20 protein-coding genes and 1 pseudogene are annotated in these 24,062 nt (G+C 67.0%); 11 read left to right on the forward strand and 10 right to left on the reverse strand.

Features of this window, described 5'->3' with window-relative positions; genetic code table 11:
* Positions 1 to 47: 47 nt before the first annotated feature.
* Positions 48 to 716 carry a hypothetical protein gene (locus ACWER9_RS10315; RefSeq protein ID WP_452301527.1) on the forward strand — a complete coding sequence of 223 codons (669 nt, stop codon included), beginning with the start codon at positions 48 to 50 and terminating at the stop codon, positions 714 to 716.
* 62 nt (positions 717 to 778) lie between these two features.
* On the opposite strand, the gene ACWER9_RS10320 is transcribed toward ACWER9_RS10315, so the two are convergent.
* The 4 genes from ACWER9_RS10320 to ACWER9_RS10335 all read right to left on the reverse strand — a co-directional run bounded on the left by ACWER9_RS10320 (position 779) and on the right by ACWER9_RS10335 (position 5,868).
* Positions 779 to 943 carry a hypothetical protein gene (locus ACWER9_RS10320; RefSeq protein WP_452301528.1) on the reverse strand — a complete coding sequence of 55 codons (165 nt, stop codon included), beginning with the start codon at positions 941 to 943 and terminating at the stop codon, positions 779 to 781.
* A 145-nt stretch (positions 944 to 1,088) separates the two neighbouring features.
* Positions 1,089 to 1,718: a hypothetical protein gene (locus ACWER9_RS10325; RefSeq protein ID WP_452301529.1), complete on the reverse strand. Its 630-nt coding sequence runs from the start codon at positions 1,716 to 1,718 to the stop codon at positions 1,089 to 1,091.
* 506 nt (positions 1,719 to 2,224) lie between these two features.
* On the reverse strand, positions 2,225 to 3,094 hold the full coding sequence (locus tag ACWER9_RS10330; protein ID WP_452301530.1) for a DUF2637 domain-containing protein: 870 nt from the start codon (positions 3,092 to 3,094) through the stop codon (positions 2,225 to 2,227).
* Positions 3,091 to 5,868, reverse strand: a complete 2,778-nt coding sequence (locus ACWER9_RS10335) for a BTAD domain-containing putative transcriptional regulator (RefSeq protein ID WP_452301531.1) — start codon at positions 5,866 to 5,868, stop codon at positions 3,091 to 3,093. The genes ACWER9_RS10330 and ACWER9_RS10335 overlap by 4 nt, the downstream gene beginning before the upstream one ends.
* A 279-nt stretch (positions 5,869 to 6,147) precedes the next feature.
* Here ACWER9_RS10335 and ACWER9_RS10340 point away from each other — a divergent pair, with 279 nt between their 5' ends.
* A complete protein-coding gene (locus tag ACWER9_RS10340; protein ID WP_452301569.1) occupies positions 6,148 to 6,822 on the forward strand; it encodes a GmrSD restriction endonuclease domain-containing protein in 675 nt (224 codons plus the stop codon).
* Positions 6,823 to 6,971: 149 nt separating this feature from the next.
* On the opposite strand, the gene ACWER9_RS10345 is transcribed toward ACWER9_RS10340, so the two are convergent.
* The 5 genes and pseudogenes from ACWER9_RS10345 to ACWER9_RS10365 all read right to left on the reverse strand — a co-directional run bounded on the left by ACWER9_RS10345 (position 6,972) and on the right by ACWER9_RS10365 (position 13,359).
* Entirely contained in the window at positions 6,972 to 9,050 is a 2,079-nt protein-coding gene (locus tag ACWER9_RS10345) for an AfsR/SARP family transcriptional regulator (RefSeq protein ID WP_452301532.1), read from the reverse strand.
* On the reverse strand, positions 9,004 to 10,902 hold the full coding sequence (locus ACWER9_RS10350) for an Hsp70 family protein (protein ID WP_452301533.1): 1,899 nt from the start codon (positions 10,900 to 10,902) through the stop codon (positions 9,004 to 9,006). Before ACWER9_RS10350 ends, ACWER9_RS10345 begins: the two co-directional genes overlap by 47 nt.
* 89 nt (positions 10,903 to 10,991) lie before the next feature.
* Positions 10,992 to 11,093 (reverse strand): annotated as a pseudogene (locus ACWER9_RS10355) (short-chain dehydrogenase); the annotation flags it as partial.
* 309 nt (positions 11,094 to 11,402) lie between these two features.
* Positions 11,403 to 12,332, reverse strand: coding sequence for an inositol monophosphatase family protein (locus tag ACWER9_RS10360; protein ID WP_452301534.1), 930 nt, complete (start codon positions 12,330 to 12,332; stop codon positions 11,403 to 11,405).
* Positions 12,333 to 12,348: 16 nt separating this feature from the next.
* Positions 12,349 to 13,359 (reverse strand): hypothetical protein, encoded by a 1,011-nt coding sequence (locus ACWER9_RS10365; protein ID WP_452301535.1) that lies wholly within the window; start codon positions 13,357 to 13,359, stop codon positions 12,349 to 12,351.
* Between the two features lie 491 nt (positions 13,360 to 13,850).
* Between ACWER9_RS10365 and ACWER9_RS10370 the strand changes: the two genes are divergently transcribed.
* From ACWER9_RS10370 to ACWER9_RS10410, 9 genes are all read left to right on the forward strand, one after another.
* Positions 13,851 to 14,588 carry a hypothetical protein gene (locus ACWER9_RS10370; RefSeq protein ID WP_452301536.1) on the forward strand — a complete coding sequence of 246 codons (738 nt, stop codon included), beginning with the start codon at positions 13,851 to 13,853 and terminating at the stop codon, positions 14,586 to 14,588.
* A gap of 180 nt (positions 14,589 to 14,768) precedes the next feature.
* Complete coding sequence (locus ACWER9_RS10375; RefSeq protein ID WP_452301537.1) at positions 14,769 to 15,089, forward strand: hypothetical protein; 321 nt, start codon at positions 14,769 to 14,771, stop codon at positions 15,087 to 15,089.
* Positions 15,090 to 15,092: 3 nt separating this feature from the next.
* Positions 15,093 to 15,773: a class I SAM-dependent methyltransferase gene (locus tag ACWER9_RS10380; RefSeq protein WP_452301538.1), complete on the forward strand. Its 681-nt coding sequence runs from the start codon at positions 15,093 to 15,095 to the stop codon at positions 15,771 to 15,773.
* A 428-nt stretch (positions 15,774 to 16,201) separates the two neighbouring features.
* Entirely contained in the window at positions 16,202 to 16,831 is a 630-nt protein-coding gene (locus ACWER9_RS10385) for a GOLPH3/VPS74 family protein (RefSeq protein ID WP_452301539.1), read from the forward strand.
* A gap of 45 nt (positions 16,832 to 16,876) precedes the next feature.
* Entirely contained in the window at positions 16,877 to 18,397 is a 1,521-nt protein-coding gene (locus tag ACWER9_RS10390) for an APC family permease (protein WP_452301540.1), read from the forward strand.
* Complete coding sequence (locus ACWER9_RS10395) at positions 18,394 to 19,050, forward strand: GNAT family N-acetyltransferase (protein WP_452301541.1); 657 nt, start codon at positions 18,394 to 18,396, stop codon at positions 19,048 to 19,050. Before ACWER9_RS10390 ends, ACWER9_RS10395 begins: the two co-directional genes overlap by 4 nt.
* A 5-nt stretch (positions 19,051 to 19,055) precedes the next feature.
* Complete coding sequence (locus ACWER9_RS10400) at positions 19,056 to 20,072, forward strand: DUF4192 domain-containing protein (protein ID WP_452301542.1); 1,017 nt, start codon at positions 19,056 to 19,058, stop codon at positions 20,070 to 20,072.
* 186 nt (positions 20,073 to 20,258) lie between these two features.
* Positions 20,259 to 21,164: a hypothetical protein gene (locus ACWER9_RS10405; protein ID WP_452301543.1), complete on the forward strand. Its 906-nt coding sequence runs from the start codon at positions 20,259 to 20,261 to the stop codon at positions 21,162 to 21,164.
* A gap of 207 nt (positions 21,165 to 21,371) precedes the next feature.
* Positions 21,372 to 22,097: a helicase associated domain-containing protein gene (locus ACWER9_RS10410; protein WP_452301544.1), complete on the forward strand. Its 726-nt coding sequence runs from the start codon at positions 21,372 to 21,374 to the stop codon at positions 22,095 to 22,097.
* Between the two features lie 293 nt (positions 22,098 to 22,390).
* Here the strand turns inward: ACWER9_RS10410 and ACWER9_RS10415 are convergent, their stop codons facing one another.
* Positions 22,391 to 23,911, reverse strand: coding sequence for a hypothetical protein (locus ACWER9_RS10415; protein ID WP_452301545.1), 1,521 nt, complete (start codon positions 23,909 to 23,911; stop codon positions 22,391 to 22,393).
* Between the last annotated feature and the right edge of the window lie 151 nt (positions 23,912 to 24,062).

Consider the following 24,062-nt stretch of genomic DNA (forward strand, 5'->3'; position numbering starts at 1 on the left):
CAGACCCACCTCGACCTTCGGCGCCGCCTGGAGCTACTCAGGGGAGGATGAACGGTGTGGCACGACACGTGATCGACGGACGGACCGCCCTCGATCGGGCCGGCGTCGCCGCGCACCTCGGCGCGGCGTACTCCACGGTCAACCACTGGCACCGCCACCGCGCCCGGTTCGGCTTCCCCGAAGGCTTCCAGCACGACGGGCGGGAGTGGTTCTGGCTCGACGACATCGAGGCATTCCGCGCCGCGCACCAGGTCGCGAAGCGCGCCGAGCTGACGAGGGTCGACCGCCGCGGCGACTCCGACGACCTCATTGGCTCGGGCACCGCGGCGAGGGTCCTCGGCTACGGCTCGTACCGCAACCTGCCCCACACCCTGCTCGACCACCCCGACCGCGTCGAGGTGTTACCAGACGGGCGACTGCGCCGACGGTGGTTCCGGCGCACCGTGTGGGCCGTAGCCGACGCGCGCACGGGCCGTCAGTCCACCGGCCGCACCCCCGGCACCACCGGTCCCCGCAAACCGCACCCGTACGCCGACGACCCTCGGCTTCCCGCCGCTATCGCGCTTTTGGCCGAGGCGGACCGCGCCGGGCGTGACCGGCGTGGCCTCGGTGTCGCGCTGGCACACAAGCTCGGCATCACTGAGCGCACGGCGCAGCGGCTGCTGCTTGCCGCCGCGTACGCAGCAAGCGGTACCTCTTCCGGGCAAACGGCCTGAGTACGACAGGTGCCGCCGAGGCCGGGCTGACCCGACTCGGCGGCACCTGTCGTACAAGCTGCTCAGTCTTCGACGTCGGCAGGGGCAGTCCGAGGCGTCGGAACCTCGATCAGGTAGCGCAGCGCACCGTTGATGTCGGTGTCTCGGCTGACGGCGGTGCGCTCCAGCACGTCGAACACATCGACATCAACCTCTACGGTGCGAGGCGCGAGTGGCTGGTCGGTCATGGTCAGTTCCTCCTGACAGGGTGTGACAGGGTGTCCCGGTTGGGCATCCGGATCCATCCACGCCGACCTCGGTCGAGCGATCAAGCCTGCCGGTGGCCGCGACCTGGGGCGCAACGACGTCTCTGCGTGAAATCGACGGCGATCCTTAGGGTGACCATCCCCGCTGCGGCTGCCCATCGTCCGTCTTCTCCCAGCGCTGGCCGGCACTGTCGATGAAGCGAAGCGTGACGGGCGCCAAGCCGCCCTCCGGGGACCAAGACTCCGCCGAGACCTCGATGGGTGTCTGGTAGCTCTCCGAGAAGATCTGGTGCTGTCCGGGCGGTATCAGCTCCGCAGGGGGAAGGATGAGCACTTGACCGCCGGGCAACTGGATGTGGGCGTTCGCCCAACGAATGAGTCCCGATCCGTAGTTGTGGACGGTGCAAGCGGCGTTATGGATCTTGCCGTTCACTGTGCCGAACCGGGCTGCGGTCACGATCACCGCCCGTGGAGCAATTAGGGCTGCTTCCGCTCGCTCGGACGCTAGCTCGGCTCGGGCTTGCCGCGCTTCTCCCCGCTCGTGTAGCAACAATGCCGTGGCAGCCCCGGCGGCAGCCAGGCCGGCGAACACCCCGGCGATGCTGCCCCACGCCTGCATCCAGTCGGTGACCTTAGGCCGCTCGGGGCCGCTCTCTGGGGCGTTAGCGACTGCCCACGCAGCGATGCACAGCACCACAGCAAACGCGAACAGGGCGGCGGTGGCGATGAACAGCCATGCCATGCGATTGAGCTTCACCCAGGCATCTTGCCCGCCGCTTGCCCGCCTAGCGCTGTCGGCTCGGCGACAGCAATGCATACCGTGCGTCTACATGCAAGCGAAACACATCGCACCCGCTGTCCGTTGAGCTTTCGCGTCTGCTCCGTTGATCGTCCGCGCCAGGTAGTCACCTGGCGCGAGGCCGTAAGGGGCGGTGCACCGATGACAGCGGGCACCGCCCCGGCCTCTGCCTCAGATGGGAGAAGGCACAGGCAATGTCGGTAACGAAGGGGAAGGGAAGGCGGGTGCGCCGAGAGCGGGGCAGAGGCCCCGCCTGGCTCGAACGGGCGGGGCTGATCGTGGCAGCATCCAGCCTCCTCCTGGGAGTGCTGGAGCTAGCCGGCCGCTGCTCGGCGTAGCGCCTCGACCGGCCCGTCAGGAGCGATTCTGGCGGGCCGGACGCCGTCAACGGCCTGGCTAATGAATCCGTTCACGCGCGGCCTCCTCGCGGGTGTGGTCGTGCGTGGTGAGCCGATGTCGGCGCGCTAGACCGACGTGGTCGTTCGGGAGCCGTTGACCGGGCGTTCCTCGCGACGCAGCGCGGCGAGCAGCGCGGACACTCCGCTGTTGCGAATGGAATGGCCGTTACGGCGTAGCCGCCGGGCGAGGGCATCGCGACTGACGGTGTGGCCTTCGCGGGTCAGTTCTGCGCGGGCAGCGCGGGCGGCGGGCAGCAGCGGCACCAAGTCCGGGGCGAGGTCTCGGTCAGCGTTGTCGGGGTCATCCTCATCGTGCGGATCGTTGTCGGGGTCATGGTCGCCCTCGCTGCCGTCGGACCGGGAGTCGTCGGAAATCTCGTCGGGGTGTGACGTGCCGGCGTCGATCTCGACGGACATGCGCTCGGGCAGGGGAACGGCCGCCACGGCATCACTCGGCACTGGCTTCGCCGGTGCCGGTGCCGGATGGTCGGTCGGGTGTGGCGTGAGCGGTGCCTCGGTCGGTCCCGACTGTGGTTGACGTTCGAGTTCGCGGCGGCGGGCGGCGAGTTCGACGAGAGATACCGAGGCGACGATGATTAACCCGTCCACCGACAGTGGCAAGAGGTACGGCACGCTGCCCGTCTCGCCATACTGAGCGACGACTCCGACCATGTGGTGATAGCTGATCCAAGCGGCAATGCCGGCGATCGCCGAGGCGGCGATGACCCGGAGGACACCGAGTGCCCGTCGGTGCACGGGTACGCGGGTGACTAGCTCGACGGTGATCAGCAGAGCCAGGGGCGGCCATGCTGCGATGGCCTGGGAGATCGGGTTCGTTTGTGCGTGCAGGATGTTCGCGGTGACCGAGGCGGCCACGCCGAGGGTTAGCGTCGCCCGCACGGCCCATTGCATACGCTGGAGCCGCATCCCGTTCATCGTGACCCTCCGATGGCCGATGCGGTGGGAGTGAGTTGTCGTTCGGCGACGCGGCGGGTTGCCTGCGACGGTTCGGCGTCGGCGAGGTCGGCGAGGTGTTTCTCCAGGCGGCGGAGGGTTCGCCGCACGGCGTCGGGTCGTTGCTGCCGGCCGTGGATCCGCATGATCCGCTGGTACAGCTCCTCGTTGATCGGGTCGAGGTCGGCGGCGCGTTCCAAGGCGGCAACTGCCTCGTCGGGGTGGTCAGTTTCGAGGATCTCGGCGATGCGCGCGTAGGCGGTGAGGATCTGATGGCGGTAGCTGGCGGCGTAGTCGATGACCCAGTGGTGGTCGTGGCCTTCGGCGAAGTCACCTGCATATAAGTCGGTCGCCTGGCGCAGCGCGGCTAGCCTCTCGGCGTCGGTCTCGGCGGTGTTGGCGGCCTGGTGGATTGCGGTGAGCATCTGCCAGAGATCCACCGCGACCGTCTGAGGATCCAGCAGGTATCGGCTGGCGGCAGGGTCGAAGGTGACGAACATCGGCTCGTCGTGGCCGGTCGCGGTGCGTAAGATCCGCCGGGCGGAGGTGATGTCGGTGCGGACGCGCTTGACGGCGGTGGTCGGGTCGATGTCGGGGTGTAAGTCGGTGGCGAGCTGGTCGAGGGTGCGGCCGGTCGGGTGGGCGGCGAGCACGGCGAGCACCGTGTAGGAGCCTTTTCGCATTCCGGTGGTCACCGGGCCGGTGTCGGTCGTGACGGTGACGCGGCCGAGCACCCTGAGCCGAACGAGGGCCGCTGTGCCGTCGCTCTGGGCAGGTGCTGGCTCGGTTGCCTTGGTGGGCGTCGTGGCCGGCTGGGTCTCGGTTGGTGGGTCGTCGATGTCGGTGCCGGGTTCGGGGCGTGCTTGGACGGTGGTGAGCATGGCGAGTACGGCGGCGAGGTGGTCCGCGCTGAGGGTGGACAGCCGGGCCAGCGGACATGCCGTCTCGCTGGTGACGATGCCTCCGGCAATGACTTCGACGGTGGGGATGCCGTTCTGGTGGCCCAGGATGACTGGGTGCAGGTCCAGGGCTGCGCGGTGGGTGGCGACGGCCTGGAGGCGGGCGGCGTGCCGGCGGGTGGACTCGATGAGCAGCAGGTACGGCGGTTGCGTCTCGGCGTGGTCGGTGCGGGCGTTGAGATTCGCGATGGTGGTGGTGTTGAAGGTGTCCAGCAGCCGCCGTCGGCCGATCATCTCTTCCTCGGCGTGAGCGATGGCTGCGGCGGTGTCGGCGAGGACGATGAGTTGGTCGCCGTCGTAGGCGGTGCCGTCGGGGTCCAGCCCCATTAGCGGGGCACCCGGGGGGAGAAGTCGGGCGAGTAGGTCTGCCGTGGTGACGACTACCGGGCGGGCGGTGGCGCTGTCGGTGACGCCGGTGGTCAGGACAGCGGCGAGGACGGCGCACGCTGCCGGGATGGCGTCGGCTCCCGTCAGGGCGAGACCGGGACCGGGCAGGTGGAACAGGCTCACCTCGTTGCCTTCAAGGTCGACGCCGACCGGAGCTCGTACGGCGGGGTTGGCACGGCGGTGGTCACCAACAGCGGTGCTGAGGTCGCGGCTGCCGATGGTCTCGATGTAAGTGAGAGACGGCGGTGTCAGGGTGGGCTGCGACCCAGGGCTAAGAGGTGCCGGAAAGATCAGCCGGGCGTGGCGGCGGCGGTGGAGACGGAGCAGCGCGGCCACGACGGCGATAGCGGCGGCCAAGCCGAGGCTGATCCAGCCCCGCGTTGGTAGTGCGCCCCCAGCCTCGTCGCCTGGTTGATCGGGCGGCGATTCGGAGGCGGACGCCGCACCGTCGGCAGGGACGGTCGCCGTGGCCGGCGCGGGGGTGGGCGGCCTCGGCGTACTCGTTGTCTTATCGTCGGGGGCCGGTATGGCGCTGGCGGGTGGTGCCTGCGGCGCGGTGGGCGCGGTGTCGGTTGCCCCGGGTGTCGTGACGTCAGGGCCGCCGGGGGTGGGGTCAGGTGGGGCAGGTGCTGGTGTGGTTTCACGGGCGGGAAGCGCGAGTGTCCACCCGATATGGATTTCGTCGGGGTCGGCGAGGGCGTAGCCGTTGGCCTGTTTGTGCCCCCGGTTGAGTGCGTAGATCTCATGCCAGCGTTTTGGGTCACCGAGATGCTTCGCGGCGAGATCCCACAGGGTGTCTGCGGCGACGACTCGGCACGTCCCACCCGGGGTGGAACGAGCCACGTTGGCACCCGCAACCTGGCGAAGGGTCGGCGGCGCGGCGGATCGGACGGAGACGGTCAGGGCCGGCAGCGTTCCCAGAGTTTCCCCGTGCGGCAACCGTGATGCGGGAGCCGGCGGGGCATCCAGGGCCTCGGGAATAGGTCGCCCCTCGTCTACCGACGATGGGGCGTCTGGTGACGGCTCGGCGTCCATCGCGGTGGTGCTGCCGGCGGCAGCGGGCAACGCGGCCACCGTGGTGACGGCAGTGCTGCCTAGCAGAACCGCCGTGAGCGTTTGCAGTGGCCGGGGTAAGTGCAGCACGACGTGCCACCGCCGGCGATCGGCGAGGTATTGGTGGGTGTGTTCCGCGATGGCCACGGCAAGGAGCAGCCACAGCAGCCAGGCCCCGAGTTGCCCCAGCAAGGCGAGGAAATCGGCGCTCAGTGGCTGGCTCAGCCACACGCGCAACTGGTCCGCCGACACCATCCCGGGGCTGATCCAGCCGGCCCGGTAGAGCAGCACCGGCGGTGCCAGCGCGAGCACGAAGGTACCGGCGCGTACGAGCATTGCTGAGGTTCGTCTCGCCATGGCGTGTCTCCCTCCCGAGGTGAGCAAGGGTCGGTGAACTGACCGTAGGAGCTGGATGAGCTGCTGATACCGATGCCGGTGCTAACAGCACCTCACACGGCCTTACACGGCCTTACACCCGCAGGTCACGGCCTTGCCGTTCCTCCACGCCTCGCAACGTGGGGGAGTGAGGTGACGATGCGGATTCGTTGCCGCTTCCTCCTCTCTTCACAAACACGCTCTTCGATGGACATGATCGCTGTAGACGATTGCCGTCTACCCGATGTCGAGGAGGCCGCTATGCGGATACGACTCTCTGCCCGCTCCCACCGCGCTGTACATGCCGTCACGGTTGCCACCACCGCCGTAGTCGTCGCGAGCGCTGGCCTCTTGGGCGTCAGCGCGCAGCCGGCGTCCGCCACGCCCCCGGGCATCCCATCGAAGGCGACAGCGCAATCGCAGCTCAACGCGCTGACCGTGGCCTCAGAAGGCTCGACTAGCGGCTACTCCCGGGACCTGTTCCCGCACTGGATCACCATTAGCGGCAGCTGCAACACCCGGGAGCAGGTCCTCAAGCGCGACGGCACCTCCGTCGTCGTCGACAGCGCCTGCGTGGCCACCTCAGGCCGTTGGTACAGCCCGTACGACGGAGCGACCTGGTCGGCGGCCTCCGACGTTGACATCGACCACGTCGTGCCCCTCGCGGAGGCGTGGCGCTCCGGCGCCAACTCCTGGACGACCAGCCGTCGGCAGAGCTTCGCCAACGACCTGAGCCGCCCGCAGTTGATCGCGGTGACGGACAACGTCAACCAGTCCAAGGGTGACCAGGACCCGTCCACCTGGCAGCCGTCCCTGTCGTCGTACCGATGCACGTACAGCAAGATGTGGATCACCGTGAAGTACAACTGGGGCCTGAGACTGCAGTCGTCGGAAAAGTCCGCGCTACAGGCCATGCTGAACACCTGCAGCTCCTGACCGCAACGTTGGCCAGCGGCGGCATCACAACAGGCCGCCGCTGGCCGGATGCGTCGTCAGGCTCGTCATCCACGCCGCGATTAGTTGCCGAGCGCGCGGAGGGTACGCGAGCAGACGGACCGAGGCCGGTTCAGGCTGGGTGAGTCGGGCTATTGCCGGCTGACGCCGGCTGCGTTGCTGGCCCTGCGCGGGAGGCGATCGGGGGCATCGTCGTCGAGTCCTGCCTTCGACAGGAGGTGCAGGTAGCGGCCCTGCAGTTCGGTGGCCGCTTCGTGGTCACCGTGAGCGGTGAGCGCGCTGCGGGCGCGGGCGTGTAGGTCTGCGTTGTATGGGTCGATGCGCAGGCCCGTCTGCAACAGGGCGAGGCCCCGCTGGGGGTCGAGTTCGGCGTCGGCGAGGGCGGCGCAGGTGTCGATGACATGCCGGCGGGTCGTTTCGCGGATGGGGTCGAGCCATGGCCAGGTGCGTCCGGCGGCGAGGTCAGCGGGGTAGGCGTCGAGGATGGCTTGCCAGGCAGCGGTGGTGTTGGTGACGGTGCTGGCGGCGTGGTGAATGGCGGCTTGCAGTTGCCACAGGTCGACGTTGAGGTGTGCCGGGTTGAGGCGATAGCGGTCGTCGGTGTGTTCGATGGCGTGCATCCCGCTGGCGTCCCGGATGACCGTGCGGAGTTCGCTGAGGGTGGTGTAGAGGCGTCCGGTGAGGGAGCGGCGGGGGACACCCGGCCAGATGGCATTGGCCAGCTGTGAGGTGGTAGCGCCGGTGGGGTGGTTGGTGGCGAGGAAGACGAGGATCTGGAGGGCGGCGCTGCGGCGGATGGTGACGGGTTCGCCACCGATCAGCAGGGTCGGCTCGCCTAAGACGCGTAGGTGAAACCGCCGAGAGGATGCATCGGGCCGGCTGCGGGGCTCGTCTCGGGTCGTCTGCCGCGGTAGGCGGGTCTTCGGTGGCACCACGTGCGGCAGGAGTGGGCCCGGAGCCGCTGAGGGCGGTGTCGGGTCGGGGTGGACGATAACGGCGAGTAGGTCAGTCGCCGCCACCTGGTCCAGCACACAGAGTCGAGGTCCAGGTTCGTCGGGGCGCAAGGGGTCGTGCAGGTGGCCTGTCGCTGCGGCTTGCCAGGTCGGGCCCGCCGGCCATCCTCCCAGAACGACTACCCGCCCAGCGGTCATGGCCGTCATATCAGCGAGGTGGCTGATGTCGTAGCCGTCGCACTCCTCCTTCAGCAGGAGGACGATTCTCGGTGAGGTGGTGGGATCGACGAGCCGCGTAACGTCGCGGATGGTGTCCACGGTAGTGAGCTGTGGTAGTCGCCGGTTGAGCGTCTGCGCGTCGCCGCCCAGGAGGCTGGTCAGTGTTGCCCTGGTGGTGATCAGCGTTGGGGTGCGGAGGTGGTGCCCGGCCAGCAGGGCGGTGATCAGCAGTCCTCGGCCGATCGATAGCGTGCCTGCTCCGCTGATGCCCAGACCGCTGACCGGGAGGGCACCTACGAGGGCGGCGAAGCTGGCCGACGACTCCGGTGCAATCGACGGGGCGGGAGCGTCGGCGAAGGCTGCCTGCACGGCCGCGACGGTGGGAGGCAGTCCTACGGCGTCGAGTTCCTCGGGTCGGTTCGGGCCGGGTGGGCGGGGCCGGTAGTCGCGGCGGCGGCGCAGCCAGACGAGGGATGCGGAGGCAGCGACCTGCCCGGCAACCTCGTCAGGCAGCCAGCCGCCAGCCAGGTGAATCCCGTCATCGCTCGCCGCTGTGTCGCCTCGAATGGGGCTAACTCTGTCGGAATCCTCGGACATCCCTGCTGCAAGCGGAGGCGACGGCTGCGGCGGGGCGACGGTGACCGCGTTGGTGGCGACGCCGAAGACTGCGGCTCCGGCCATCCCGCTGGCGGTCGCTTGCAGCGGCGTCGGTAGCGGAAGCCGGCGCAGCCATCCCACGGTCGTGCGTAGACGGGTTAAGACCCGTACGGCGACGGTGTAGGCGAGCAGCAGCCACAGTAGCCACGCGCCGATCGTCAAGGCGGCGGTGAGGGTCTGCTCGGTCAGTGGTTGCTGAACCCACGCCTGTACCTGCTCGCTGCTCGGCCACCTCCGTACGGGTGGGCCGATCAGGAGTAGCAGCACCATCGGCGGGCCGGCCAGGAGCGCGAGGACGACCAGCAGCGACATCAGCTGGCGCGGCCACCGCACCTCACCCACCCCCACCCGACGGGCCGGCACCCACAGATCCCTGCCCACCGACGAGGCTCGTGGCGGCAGGGCGAACGACACGGGTCCACAAGCGGGCCGCCCACCACATCGCCACGGCCACGGCATAGCTGACGCCGAGAATGCCGGCGGCCTGCTTGCTGACGATCGCGGCGCTGATCACCGCGACGGGGGCACTGAGGATGAGACGGAACATCACCGGAGTCACTAGCGCCATGACCAGCCCGACGCCGAGGAGGAGTCCACCGACGCGCCCGGCGATGTCGATTAACAACAGCCGGTCGGGCCACCTGTCGGCCGTCAGCGAGTATTGGATCATCCCCATGCCGAGCCCGGCGGTGACGATCGATCCGGTCGGGGCGGCCAGCAGCGCCGACCAGCCGCCGTGTGGGGCACGCCATTGTCGGGCGGCGACCACCGCCATCGCCACGGCCATCACCACGATCGGGGCGATCGGCCACAGGGCCCATTTCAGGAAGGGGCCTACGGGTTCGCCGAAGTACTGGCTGGTGACGACCGCGTAGAGGCCGGCGATGGCCGCGCCGAGGCTGACTGCGGCGAGGATGCCGATACTGACCTTCCCGCCCTCGGTTCGGGTACTCGGCGTCGGGTTGCGCGCGGCGATCAGGGAACCGAGAACGGTGCCGGCGGCGAGGCATGCCAGCAGGGCGAACACGGCGGCCATCGCGAACTCACCCCAGTTCAACTGCACCGAGCGGTATACGTTCATCACGTTGTGCTCGTCGGCAGTCAGCAGGCATTGCCAGATCAGGGCGAGCGACGCGAAGCCGGGCACCGCGATCGCCACCGCCCGTCGCACCGGCGGCACCGGCATCTCCACCGCGACCGCCATCCCGGGGTTCGAGGCACGAGCGTCCGCGGCACCCCGGGCCGCCACGAGCTGAGGCTCGGGAACAACCGTGGCGGCGATCCCTGTGTGCTCCGCTACGACCGTGTCCAACTGCGGCAAATGGGCACTGCCGCCGACGCAATAGATCCCCACCAGGTCGCTGGGGGAGAGTTCGGCGGCGGCGATGGTCTCCCCGACCAGCTCCGCCACGCGTCGAATTACCGGCAGAGCGGCTTCGACGAGCATGGCGCTGTTCGCGATGACCGGTGCCTGCCCGGCGAGCGGCACCGTGACGGCAGGGTGCGCGCCCAACGTCTCCTTCGCAGCGCGGACGCTCTGCGTTGTCGCCCAATCGCCCATGCCGTCGCCGGTCGCGTCCCGGCCGCCTGTCAGAGCGGCAGTCAAGGCCAGGTCGACGGCGGTGCCGCCGGCGGCAGGGTCAGCGAGGGTCGAGAGGACCTCGAACCCAGCCGGGCCCCGGCGAAGCACCGTCACCTCCGCGCCCGCGCCGACGTCGCAGACGACGATGAACGCCCCGACCGGCAGTTGCAGGCCGGTCGTCAGCAAATGGTCGCCAACGGCTACCGGGGCCTCGACGAGACGCGGCTGCGCAAGACCCGCCCGATGCGCCGCCTGCCTCATCCACGTACGGCGTCGCGGCCCCCAACCTGCCGGCACCACCAGCCGCACATCCCGCACCGGCCCACCAGCAACCCGCTCGGCCTCGGCCGCGACCGTGCGCAGCGGCGCCGCCGCCAGCGCGAGTGCCTCCACCGGCGTCTTGTCGACCATGACGTTGTCGTCGACGGCGCGGCGAGGGCTCGGAATGAAACTGCTCGGCTGCTCTACGGAGGCCTGCCACGCCCGATGCCCTGTCCGTACCTCCCCGTCGGGGCCCACGTACACAGCGCTGGGCAGATACGGCAACCCGTCAAACGAGAGGACAGACGCGCCGCCGTCAGCCCAGGCAAGAACAGCCACGGTGCTGGCGTCACCACAATCGATCGACAGCCGCGCTTCCCCCGCCTGCATGCACACAGTCAAACATGAAGATCTCGTTCACGTCATCTGTTGATCACGCAGAGGCAGCTCGGTGCCCGCCCCGCCTGCCGGCGATACCGCTACCAGGCGAGTGGGCGTCGCTGGGAGAAGAGCCCCCCGGCCGGGCCGTCTGGTGGCAGCGTGGCAAGCCAGACGAGGGTGTCCGCGGCTTCGGCGGGCGTGGAGGCCCAGCTCTCGTAGCCGGTTGGCTTGTGGGCGCCATAGGCTGGCTGGGCCTAGAGGTTGCAGCACTCGGCATTTTTGCTGGCCTGAATCTCCATAGCGTTTTCGCCGCGTTGCAGCGAATTTTGCAACACCGAGAGGCGCTGCAACCCCTGGGCCCGCTCTCTTAGCCGGTTGGTTCCTAGCAGTTGCCGTCGGTTCCTAACTCTACTGGCATTGCCCCCTCTCGTCGCGAAGTAGGCGATGCTGAAGTGCTGGGGCTTCAAGGTGAGGAACTAACCGAGTACGGTTGGGGTTAGCCGACTTTTTCAAACCTCTAGATACTGAACGATCTCTTCAGCTAGGGTGCGGCTTCCAGCGGCGACAAACTTCTGCCGTCGGTCCATCGCGGTCACGATATCCGACAGCGCCGTGAGTTCGTAGTCAAGCGAAATAGGTTGCGCTTCGAGGTCTAACACTGTTCCGCCTGCGGCATGGAGGATATAGTGGCCCGGAGCGAGATCCCAAATAGCAAAGCCTTTTGCGAACTCAAGCACGCCCTCGGTGAAGCCCGCCGCAACATGACAAAGGCTCACCGAACCGAAGTCGACGCCAATTCTGCCTCGGCTTCTACCATCTTGGTCAGGGCGATCGAGAGCATCCATGAGTCGCTGCTGGCGGCTGAGAGGCATAAGCCGTTCAGTCGGACGCATGAGGAAATTGGTGAGCAGAGATTCCGAGAGGCGCTTCGGCTCACGTCGTCGCAGCGCGTGCCCCGAGCCACTTTCCGTAAAGGCGAAGGCGCGATCCTCCCCGTCGTCGTATCGAGCGGCTACGTACAACCGGACGTGATGGAATATGTCGCCCACTACGGACACGATCGGTCGCGCGAGCGTGCGCGAGTAAATCATGACATGCGTGTAGCCTAGGAGTCCCCGTACTGCCAGTTCGCTTGTATCGAGTGGATCAACGAGAACACACAAGTCTGGGTCTGATTCAGTGCCCACAATTTCCGGCTCGGCTTCTTCGGAGGCGTAGACAAATGACTTCAGGTGTCGACTCATCAGCTCGCGGTACCGCTCGTGCATCCACATATCATGTACCGACAGAAAGTTGTCCGAGTGTCGTAGGTTCTCGCTCTCTCCGACCTTTCCGCTGAAAGCCGCTTCGAGCAGCTTAGGTCTGATCTCAAGCATGACGGCATCCACGACTTCTGCGGTTAGCCGAGCGAGGTCTGGCAGTTGATCCTTGTAGTCCATTGTGTCTCCTGCGTCGCTATCGTAATTCGAGTGGTGGCTCAATGCCGGGTGGGCTCATTGTTGCGGCTATGAAAACAGCCGAAAAGTCTGCCGCTCGCATGATCTGAGCCCCGGTCAGGTCGTCGAAGCTGGCCACCTCAAGATCCGAACCTTTAGTCATCGCTCCAAAGACGGCAAAGTAAAGCAATGCGTTGGGGTATCGAAGCCTGATCTCCTGCGCTAGGTAGCCGACGACGTCGGCGTGTTTGACCTCGAAATCACAAATCAGAATTGTCGGCGCCGCGCCCGAGTCGGGATAGAACGAATTGGAAGCGAGGGTGATTTCGTTTCGCACCCTGTTGCAGCGCAGATATCCAATTGCGCAACGGGAAAACTGGGCTGACGCAAGAAATGTGGCCATGACCAGCCCTGCCTCGTTTACGCCGAAGCAGATGTCTACGTCGAGCCGCCCACCTAAGTTCTTGATCTGTCGAATGATCCGCTCTATACCGAAACCGAACGTTTCCCAGGTGAGGTCGAGGAGGTTGCCAGGACGTAGATTCGGTAACGTGAAGACACAAATTTCAGGGTTTCCGAAGTCGACGGTTGGTACAGTCAGGTTAAAGTCGGGCCCAATGATGTTCGAGCCTGCCAACACGGACGTTGTTGTTGTGCCGATTGCAGCAGGACTCCTCGGTCCCTCGTTCCAACCGCTGTTCCTCGCCGAAACTGCCTTTAGTGCGATCTGGTCTTCCGGTGCCAGTCGTTCATAAGCCTCCGCAACGAGGTCGCTAGGCGATATGTTTTCTTTAGCGACTCCGAGAGGCCCCCTGCTGTATGCAGTGGCAAGAATAAGAAGGCTAGAGAAGGGTGGCGGGGACCCCGAACCACGCGTTCGCGCCCAAGTCTCCCAGGCGTTGATCGTCGTCCCCCCCAGGCTGGTCTGGTGTCCGGCGACCTCGTTATAGCGTACGGCGGCTTGATCCTGCGAAAGTCCGGCCGCATAGCGGAACGCCTGGATGCTGGGAACGTCGGGGTTCCGACTCATCAGCTCCCCAGCGACGGACTTGACAGAGCCCAACTCCCGCCACAATTGCTTGCCAAGTCGAGCAAGCTCTCGGCCCCGTGCCTGGGGAGTAAGACGCTGGTGCGGGGATGCGTTGGATCCCAATCTGCCTCCCAACGGCGTACAGAAGCGGCGCGTAGCGATCGACGCTGATGGCGTCGAACACCCTACCCATCCTGATGGGTATCCGCTGCCCTAGACACATGACTGCTGGTCAGGGCCACCCACAGATTTGTGCATGTACGGCCCGTCATCGAGGTGTCACGTGATCGGCCGACCTGCGATGGTCTTGGGAACGCCGTCAGCCAGGTGGGCGCGTCGGTGACCGGATACGAGCCGCACCGGAGAAGGAGGTGAGCCACGGCTGTTCGACAACGCCGTTCATGGCGGCGGCCCTGCTAGCCGGCTAGCTCCGCAGGACCGCCTAACCACCGCAAACGGATCACATCCCCCTCTGGAGAGGAATTACCGCGATGACGGTAGCCACCGCAGACCTTATCAAGGTCGACCTGCCCACGCCGTTCACCAAGACCTGGGAGCGCATCCCCGGCATCACCATCGACGGATCGACGCTGACCATCAGGCCGGAGGAATTTTTCTTCCGCTACGAGAACCCGAGCTGGCTGCTGTGCGACTGGCAGGGGGTCCGCGACGAGCTGCTGCCGGCGGTGGAGAGCGAGGACCTGACGATCGAGCAGCTCGTGCTGGACTTCGTCAAGGAGCACGGCTACTCCACCAGCGACCCGGCGCAGGTGCTGCGCACCGCGCACGACGTGTACGCCTACATGTTTCGCGAGGAGCACCTGCAGGATCCCGGCCTCGACTTTGTGCCGGACGGGACTCTGCGGATGCTGCGTGAATGCGGCACCCTGATGGCGCTGAACCGAGTCGAGCTGGACGGGCACATCAGCAACGTGTCCCCGGCCTGGATGCTGTGCGCCGCCGCCCGGGTCGTCTACGATCTGGACAAGGCGACCGCTGAAGTGCTCGACGAGCTGTATCACGGCACCTGGTTCAACGAGTCGCGGCGGCGCGAGAGCATCCTCGCGCACGCGGCTCTCGGCGGCAGGCTGGTCCACGCCTGCCAGGGCGCTCCCAACATGTCCGGCGGCTGCGTCGTGCCCTTCGGCACCGACGTCGAAACGATGCGCCGCGAGCTGGCCGACATGCGCGTGCCCTGGATCGAGCGCACCCTAGCCCCGCTGAGCTGACAGAACCGGTGGTCGCGCGGGGTCTCCTGCCGCTTCATCCTGCCCGCGCGGGCCACCACAATCCGAACCGGTGGCCGTGCGCGGCATCCCCCGCGCCGCGCACGGCCACCCCGGGAACCTTGAGGAGTGGCAGTGACGGTAGCCAGAGACACCAGCGGCCGGGTTGTGACGGTCCGAGACATGCTCGACGGCATCAGCACCTCGCTGAAATACACGAACTACCAGCTCGACACCGCCGGCACAGGTCACGAGCCCCACCCGTGGAACTGGACCGAATCTGCCGGCCACTTCCGCAGCGTGATGACCAAGGAAGCTGAACTCGCTGAACACGTCGCCCGCGCCATTGACCGCTGGGTCAAGGCCAACCCCCATGCCGACGCAGCGAACTTGGCCGCCATGCGCGCTGCTTCCAAAGACTTCAAGGCCGCTGCCCGCAGCCTTATCAACCTGGGCAAGAAGATGCGCAACGTTCAGTCCTGCCTCGACGTCACCCGGTCTTAACCGATGCGCGCCAGCATCTCCACCACCGTCAACCGGCAGGCTTGGGACCGCGAGGCGCGACTCGCGCTACCGCACGACCAGCCTATGGCACCCGGGCGGGTCGAATGGACGCAGTATCCCGGCCACGGCCCCAGCACCGAGCTATTCGGCGACGTAAACGGCCTGACCGTCGCCGAACTCGGCTGCGGCAACGGTGACAACCTCGCCCCCCTCGCGGCGCGCGGCGCCCACTGCATCGGAGTCGACCTCGCGCCCACGCAGATCAGTCGGGCACGCATCCGGTGGGGACATCTGCCGATCCGGTTCCGCTGCGGCGACGCGCGTGTCTTCCTCACCCGCACCCGCCCTCTTGACATCTGCTTCTCGATCTTCGGGGCGATCGGTCTCTGCCCGCCCGAGCAGCTACTGCCGCTGATTGCACAACAACTCCGCCCCGGAGGCCGACTGCTGTTCTCCGTACCTGACCCGACCTGGCTCGGACCGCGACGCGCCCTGATGCGACTGGCTGATGGGAGCCATGTACCCGTCGCCCGCTGGCTATCCGGTCTGGAGGGTTGGAAAGCCGCAGTGAACGCAGCCGGGCTGCACCACCGGCACGTTGACTCCATCCTCACCCCGGACGGCGACGCTACCTGTTGCCTACTGGTACGCGCCCAGAAACCCGCAGCGGAGCGCGATGGCTAACCCACCGGTCGGCTGCCGACCTCGGTTCAACGTCCTCGTGGGCCGGGAAGGCCCCGCGCTCAGCTACCGGGTCGCACGCGCATTGCCTGGTCGACCCGCTCTTGGAGGCTCGCCAATGGGACGCCGCAAATGGTTCCTGCCCAGCGCTGATCAGCCCTTCAGCCCTATGGGACTTGTGCCCGATGTTCGCCGCGGTGCGGCCGAGGACAAGCAGGCAAAGGCGGTCCTCGGTGAAGCATCCCGGCGCGACCCCGCCGAACCGTCTCTGCGACGGCTGAGGCTCGACATGAGTGAACGGTGCGTCCGGAAAACGCAGCCGACGCGAGCGCAAGGAGCGCGGCTGGCGGACCAGTCCGTCCCCGACACACCTCGTGCTCATGCTGTCGATTCCTGCCCGTCCGTCCCGCTCGAGTAGAAAAGGCCCTGAGGTGATCGCCGACGATTTCTTCCGCTTGACCCACGACGACACAAGTGGCCGGCCGCTACTGGCGGAACACACGATCGCGCTCGGACTGGCGGCTGCGCTGCTCGGAGAACTGCTCGTCGAGCAGAAGATCTGGGTTGAAGGCGGGCATCTCACCGTCACTCCAAGACCGACACCACCGCAGGACGCGACGGCGCACATGGTCTTCCAGAGCATCGCCCGCGAGCCCGAGGTCCACGACCTGTCCACCTGGCTCGCCTTTGTGAGCGTTCATGCCTACGACCAGGTCGCGGAGCGCTTGATGCAGTCCGGGGAGCTGAAGCGTGAAGCAACACGGCGCTTCCTCCGACGTGATGGCATCCAGTACGTCCCTACCAGCTCGACCCGCGCCGCCGCGCCGTGGGTGATGCTTGCGCATTACATCCGGCACAGCATGCCGATGGACTTCGAAGCGCTGGTCCTGGCGAGCCTCTCCGACGCCACCGGACTCACCGGCGTCGTTCTGCGAACCGCCAACAAGGACGAGCTGGCCTATCTGCGTCGCCAACTGCCGCAGCTATGGCGGCCGATGCGCGCAGTGGTGGATCAGGTACGCCTGTCCATCGGTGCAGCGGTATTGAGCTACCGCGCCTGAAACCGCACCACCGGTAACCCTATCTCTCACGCAAACAGGAGTTGCTTGATGATCACGGCTCCACGCTCTCCAGCCCGGGTGAGCAACGTCGCGAACACCCTCGCGCGCAACAAGCTCGGCGTCCTGTCGGTGGTCTTCTTCGTGATGGCCGCCGCCGCGCCGCTGACCGTCATCGCTGGCGGTGCCACCGCCGGGTGGGCCATCACCGGTCAGATCAGCATGCCCATCGCCTACATTTTTGTAGCCGTCATCCTGGCGATCTTCGCCGTCGGCTTCGTCGCCATGAGCCGCCACGTCCTCGGCGCGGGTGCCTTCTACGCCTACATCGCCCAAGGGCTCGGCCGACCCGCCGGCACCGGCGCAGCGTTCATTGCCCTCATGGCCTACAACGCGATGCAGATCGGCCTCTACGGAGGGTTCGCCGTCGTGCTGGCCCAGTTCCTCGACACCCATGCCGGGCTGAACGTGCACTGGCTGCCCTGCGCGCTGGTCGGCTGGCTACTGGTCTCGATCTTCGGTCAGCTCCGCGTCGACCTTAACGGCCGGGTGCTGGCCGTCCTGCTCGTGGCCGAGTGCGCCGTCGCCGCACTCTTCGGCGCGGTCATGATCGGTCACCCCGCCGACGGGAATCTCACCTTCGCCACCCTCAACCCGTCACTGCTGTGGGCAACAGGCATCGGCGCGACACTGGTCACCGCGATCACCGGTTACGTCGGGTTCGAGTCGACCGTCGTGTTCTCCGAGGAAACCAAGGACCCGAGACGCACGGTGGCCCGCGCGACGTTCATCGCGGTCGGCGTCATCGGTCTGCTCTACGGGGGCGCGGCCTGGGCGATGTCGGTCGCCACCGGACCGGACCGCATCGTCGAGCGGGCCACCAGCGACGGCACTCAGCTCATCTTCAACCTGGCCAGTCCGTACGTGGGCAACACCATCATCACCCTCGGCGAGTTGCTGTTCATCACCTCGTTGTTCGCCGCGCTCCTGGCGTTCCACAACACCGTCGCCCGGTACGCGTTCGCCCTCGGCCGAGAGCGGGTGCTGCCCGCCGCGTTCGGTCGCACCAGCCGGCGCAACAGTGCTCCCTGGGTTGGGTCGCTCGCCCAGAGCATCCTGGCGCTGGCCCTTTTCGTCGGCTACGCCGTGGCCGGTGCTGACCCGTACGTACACCTATTTTTTTGGGTGACCGTGATCGGTGGGCTGGGGGTACTGATCCTGATGGTGCTCACCTCCGCCGCGGTGGTCGCGTACTTCACCCGCGATGCGCGCGGTGAAAGCCCGTATCGGGTGTTCGGGGCTCCGGCGCTGGCGACTCTTGTGCTCGGCTGGGTCCTCTACACCACCATCAAGGAGTTCGACATCCTGCTCGGGGTCGCCCCAACGGACCCGCTCCGCTGGTGGATCCCGGCCGCGTACCTGATCACCGCCGTCCTCGGGGTTGTGTGGGCGCTGGCGCTGCGTGCGTTCAACCCCGACGTCTACGCCTCGATCGGTCGCGGTGCCAACCTTGCTCAGCCGGTCGCCGCAGGCCGGCCGACCCCGGCGCACGCAGGGGGTCGGGCATGAACCGCGACGGAGCCCGCTGGGACCAAGCGGTGGTGCTGCCCAATCGAAGCATCCGCCGCGCTACCCCGAATGACCTGCGTGCGGTCGCGGAGCTGCTCGCTCAGGCATTCCTGCACGGCCCGGTCGCCGATTGGCTGGTCCCAGGTGACCCCGAGGAGCGCCTGAAGACCTACCGCAACTACTTCACGATGTGGACTGACGACGCGTTGCGGCGCGGGACGATCGAGGTCAACGAGGAGCTGACGTGCGCAGCCCTGTGGTACCCGCCCCAGGCTCTCGACGGACACCCCGCCAACTACGACAGCTGGCTGGCCCTGGTGGCTGGCCCTCACCTGGAGCGCTTCGCACAGCTCGATCGGGCTATGGCCGCGGCGCACCCGAGGCTGAAACACGAGTACCTTGCCTTCCTTGCGGTTCACCCGGGCCGCCAGGGCCTGGGTCAAGGGACGTGGATGCTGGGCCACCACCACGCCCACCTCGACGAGCTGCAGCACGCGGCATACCTGGAAGCCAGCAACGAACGCAACCGCGACCTCTACCTGCGCCACGGCTACGAAGTGACCGGCGAGATCCGGCTGCCGGACGGCCCGTCGCTGTGGCCGATGTGGCGAAGGCCAGCGCCTGCCAAGAGCAGTGGTGGAGACGAGGGGTAATAGCAGTGGACGCGACGCCCCGCCTCACCGTGCGAACGGCGGCCGACCTTGTCGATGCGGTGCCGCTCATGCTGGGATTCCACCCCGATCACAGCATCGTGGCGGTAGGTGTGCGCAGGTACAACCTGGAGTACGCCGTCCGAGGTGCGCTGGACACCTCACCAGACGAGTTGCTGAATTGCCTTGCCCGGCAGGGCGCTGACGCTGCCATGGTGGCCGGCTACGGCCCCGCAACCGATGTGACCCCGGCTGTTGAGGGGCTCATCGCGGCGCTGGAACCAAGCGGGACTCGCATTCTCGAAGCGGTGCGCGTCACCGACGGCCTGTACTGGTCGTACCTCTGCACCTTGCCGGACTGCTGTCCTCTCGAAGGCAAACCCGTCCAGCTCGGCAGCAGCGCCGCAGAGGTGGCCGCCGTCGTGGCTGGCACGGTCATCCAGCCAAACCGCGAAGCGCTGGTAGCCACCGTGCAGCAGCATCAGTCGATTCCCCGCGCCATCGAGGAAGCCTGGGCGACGCTGCCGCCACCAGCGACGGCGGCACCTCAACACTGGCTACGCGGCCTGCGCATCGCCGTGGCATGGGTCAACGCCATCGGTAGCGCCCTGACGCACTATCACCGAGGCGATCGACTGCGTGACGTCGACGTGGCACGCCTGGCTGTCCTGCTCACTCACAAGCAAGGCCGATTCATGGCCTGGCGAGGCAACACCGGGTGTCAAGACGAGATCGCGATCTGGGCCGAGGTGGTTCGCCGACTGGACGCGTCGCTGTCAGCAGCACCTCTCGTGCTGCTTGCGGTGACCGCGTGGCGTGGCGGCAACGGAGCCCTCGCGAGTGTCGCGCTGGAGCGTGCCACGCACGAGCACCCCGACGACGAAGTAGCCCAGGCCGTCGGCGGGCTGCTGCAGGCCGCTTTCGGCCCCGCCCTGGTGCCGAACTGGGAATCGGAAGCGGTGGCCATGTGGCGGCATCACCTGGTCGTCGAGGGGATCGAAAGGGTGCCACCACCGCCCCCATGAGACCAGGGCGGGCCGCTGCTGTGAGGGAAGCGGCCCGCTCGGGTGCACAACGGGGGCACCGAGCGAGTCCCGCGCGGGCGTCCACACCTCTGCGCCGACAACTGGCGACCGGCCCCGACCTGCCGGGGAGATCGCTACGACCACGCAGACGAACGGCGTCACCATCCGGACCGGAGGGGGCAACTCATGTTCTTGGAAACGGCGCTGTTCAACTATGAGTCCGGCGGGTTCAACAAGACCAGCCGCCGACACGAGTTCAGCAAGCTCTCCGCCGCATTCGCCCACCTCACCACCGCACCGGCGGTAATCGTCCAATGCGAGGGGCGCGGCTACGCCGACCTCGGTGGGGAGGGTCTGCATGGGGCCGCCGCGGCCCTGTCCGCGACGCTCGGCGTGCGGTACGTGGGGCTGCTCGGGCACTTGGATCGAGGGCCGATCGCGCCGGCCGTCTTCTACAACCCGGCAGCACTGACCGTGCGGTCGTGGGTGGGACACGGTGCTGAGGGCGTCTTCGACGACTGGCGCAACATCGGCTGGTTCACCGTCAACGCCACCGACACCCGGCTCGGCGTCATCGCGCAGCACTGGGACTCGACCTGCGGCGACCGGCGCCTGTTCGAGGCCAAGCAGGTGGGCCGGTACGGACCACACAAGGACCCCATCCTGGTGTGCGGCGACCTCAATTGTTCTGCCTCCGGACCGCACCTGCCGCAACGCAACTGGCGCAACGCCGAACCGCAATGCCGCCACCACGAAGGCATCAACGTCGGCGACGACGTCATCGCCGACACCCGGGCACTGGACTACCTCATTGGCGTTCACGACGAACACTGCGGCGAGCGGCACGACGACATGGGATTCCGTGCCGTCTGCGAGCAAGCCCACGCCACCGGCACCCCACCCGAGCTGGCGTACGCGCCGACCGTGAACCGCGTCGTGCCCAACGGTGCCGTCATCAAAGACTGGCTCCTCGCCAACACCGCCCTCGCCCCGCGCTACGTGCCGGGCACCTACCGCGTGCACCCGCCACCCGACGATCCCCAGAAACGCAACAGCGACCACAACCTCGTCACCGCAGCTTTCGACCTGTGAGAAGACGCGGCAGTCACCACTCGACGCCGCGAGCGCCGACGCCGGGCAACGCGAGCCGAGTCAGCGCCGCCGAGCCACCACCGATCGGGCGGGTGGCGGCGGTGTCTGATGCCGACGGCATCACCCTCCCTGATGCCCTAGCCGCACTCTCTGGATCTGACGTCAGACCACGGTCAACCCCTGACAGAAGGACGCCACACCCTCGGCATGCCCGCCTACGTTCCTCCCTCCTACGCCAACATCATCGCGCCCGTGCACCGCCGCAGTCTCAACGACCGCATACGGCTGCGACGGTGCGTCGTCGAGCGTCTCATCGACAACCCGGGCACACGCCTCTGGTTCGCCGGGATCTCCGCCGCCGTGGCGTTCCACGAACGCGAAGGGCACCTTGTAGTGCCCCGATACCACCTTGAAGACGGTTACGACCTCGGCGGGTTCATCCACAACCTGCGCCGCCGTTACCTGAGACCACGCGACGAGGGCGAGCAGCTCGACGCGGAACAGGTGTGGATGTTAGACGCCCTCGGCATGGTGTGGCGGGTCAACAACGCCCGGTTCGCAGATGTCTACATCCCCGCATTCACCTCGTTCGCCCGCCGCGAGGGACACCTTCGAGTACCGCGCGAACACCGCGAGCACGGAATCAAGCTGGGCCACGTCACGCACAACACCCGCAAGCAGCGCCGGCTTGGCAAGGTCCCGCAGTGGCGCATCGATGTCCTCGACGCGCTCGGTTTCGTGTGGCAGGTCCTCGAGCCACGAGGGCCTGCTGTGCCGCAGCCCCTTCCTACCACCCGTTCATTGGCCTCGCGTTCGACCTGCTGCCACGACGGAGCGCTGACGGTCGGCGGCCCAGCTTGCGCCGGACCACCCATAGCCGGAGGAACGTCGAATGCCGCAGGTCAGGATCGCCGTAGCGGAGGCAAGGGGTAGGCCGCTTCGATGATCAGCACACCCCATGGGGTGGCGCTCTTAAGCAGTGAGTCGCTGCCTCGAAGATCGGCAGGGCCTCCAACAGTGCTGCGATTGCACTGCCCGGCCAACGGGCAGTCGCGGGCAGGCCGCGCCGTGCGGCTTCATGGGTTGTCATGGTGATTCGTGGAACCGGACTGCAGAGGCACCTGGGCGTAGCGCCAGCCGGCTGTAGACGACCAGCGGAGTACATCTACGTTGTCCCCCCCCCCGGTACGTCTGTCTACGGCAGGTCGTCGCCGCATGCCGGATGACTATGAATCGGGGAGTGCGACGGTATCTGGATCACCATCCTGGACGAGCTGTACGTCGCCCCAGATTGGACGGGCCGTATTGTCGGTTGGGACGTCAGTTTCGGTTTCCGCCATCTCAGTGTCGAGCAGGATGTCCTCATCGGCGTACACGATCAGCCGCCGGGAAGCCGGGTAGTACTCAGTGTGCGTCACCCCAGGAACCGTATCGAGGCCAGCGTCAGCGGCGCTGCCGACAAGTACGAGGTCACCATCGTGGGCTGGATACACGGTGGTGTACCACACGTTGCTGCCGCTTCCTCGGTCCATCTCATCGGCCCGTGAAACCTGATCAGGTTCCATGACGAGCGGCACGACGTCCTGTTCCTCGTGGCGCACACAGTCGAGCAGACACGTGCGCATCTCGGCCGCTGATACTGGTCCGGTCATGACCTCGTCAACGAACCGGTTCGAGAACACCTGGTGGAACTCGTCGCGCGTCCACCGTAGGAACAGGCCATCCTGCAGGGTCAGACCGATACCGTCGTCGTCGCGCTCCTCGAAGATGGCGAGATCGACCAGGCGGACCATTACCAAGTCGGTCTCCAGCAGCGCGGCCCGAAACTCCCAGTCGATTGGGTACGACAGGATCGAGCGGCAATATGGTCGCGGCTCGTTCAGCTGCTCGAAGTGCACAGACAGACACGGTTGGCGCAATGGGGGAAGGGCAAGCACGACGTCTCTGACTCGATCGTCGTCGAACTCGTGCCGATCGGTGATCAACAGGTAGTCGCCAGCACCGATCTCCACCAAGCCCACTCCGTGCGGCGACTCCCCGTACCGCACGCATGCCGTGGCCAGCCACTCGGGATTCGGCTCGGGCAGGTCGACGTCCATCGCGACGAGATTCTGACCTGCCGGAAATGTACGCGAGGGTGCTGGAACGTCGAGGGCATCAGCGATCGCAGCAACGGTCGGCTGGGTCTGCTGGGGGTAGGGCATCGCACTCTCACGCAGGTAGCGCGTGAGCCTCTCACCGCGTTGCCGCTGCCTGGCGAGCCTCCCGCTGGCCGGCGGTCGCACCGGAATACGAGTGTTCTTGCACTCCACGACCTCTATCCCGCCGCCGGGTTCGACCGCGACGACGTCCCCGACCAGCAGGACGTTCGTCAGGTCCGCGATGATGGGCACCCTGCCAGCGCGGAACAGTTGGTCGACCACCCGCATGACGAACGCGGCGTCCTCGGCGGCCACCGCCGCCGCCGCGCGACCCGGGTGTTTGGACAGCGTTCGGATGGTGTGCGCAGGCAGCAGCAGCCACGCCAGCGCGTCGCCGATCGCCCGCAGCTTGGTCCGATGACGTTTGAACAGCTCGCGCTCGGCTCGCGTTGCGCCCTTCCGGGCGTGCTCACCGAGAAGTCTCCGCTGTAGGTCGACGACGGATGCCGAGTTCGGCAGGTCAGCGAAGGATTGCACCAGATCCCGTCGGATGTCGTACAACTCTTCGGCCAGTGCGGTCAGCGCCGGTTCCTCATCGGGGTCCATGCACCCATTGTGGCGGAATGCCCAACAACTCGCGTATGCGATTCCCCGGCCAGGTAACGCGCACGGGGAGGTTGTGGGAATGGATCACAGCGGTGGCACCGACGAGCAGGACACGCGCGGTGCCGGGCTGCCACCGGCGGTCAGCCGTGGC

The organism is Micromonospora sp. NPDC003944 (genome assembly GCF_053605225.1).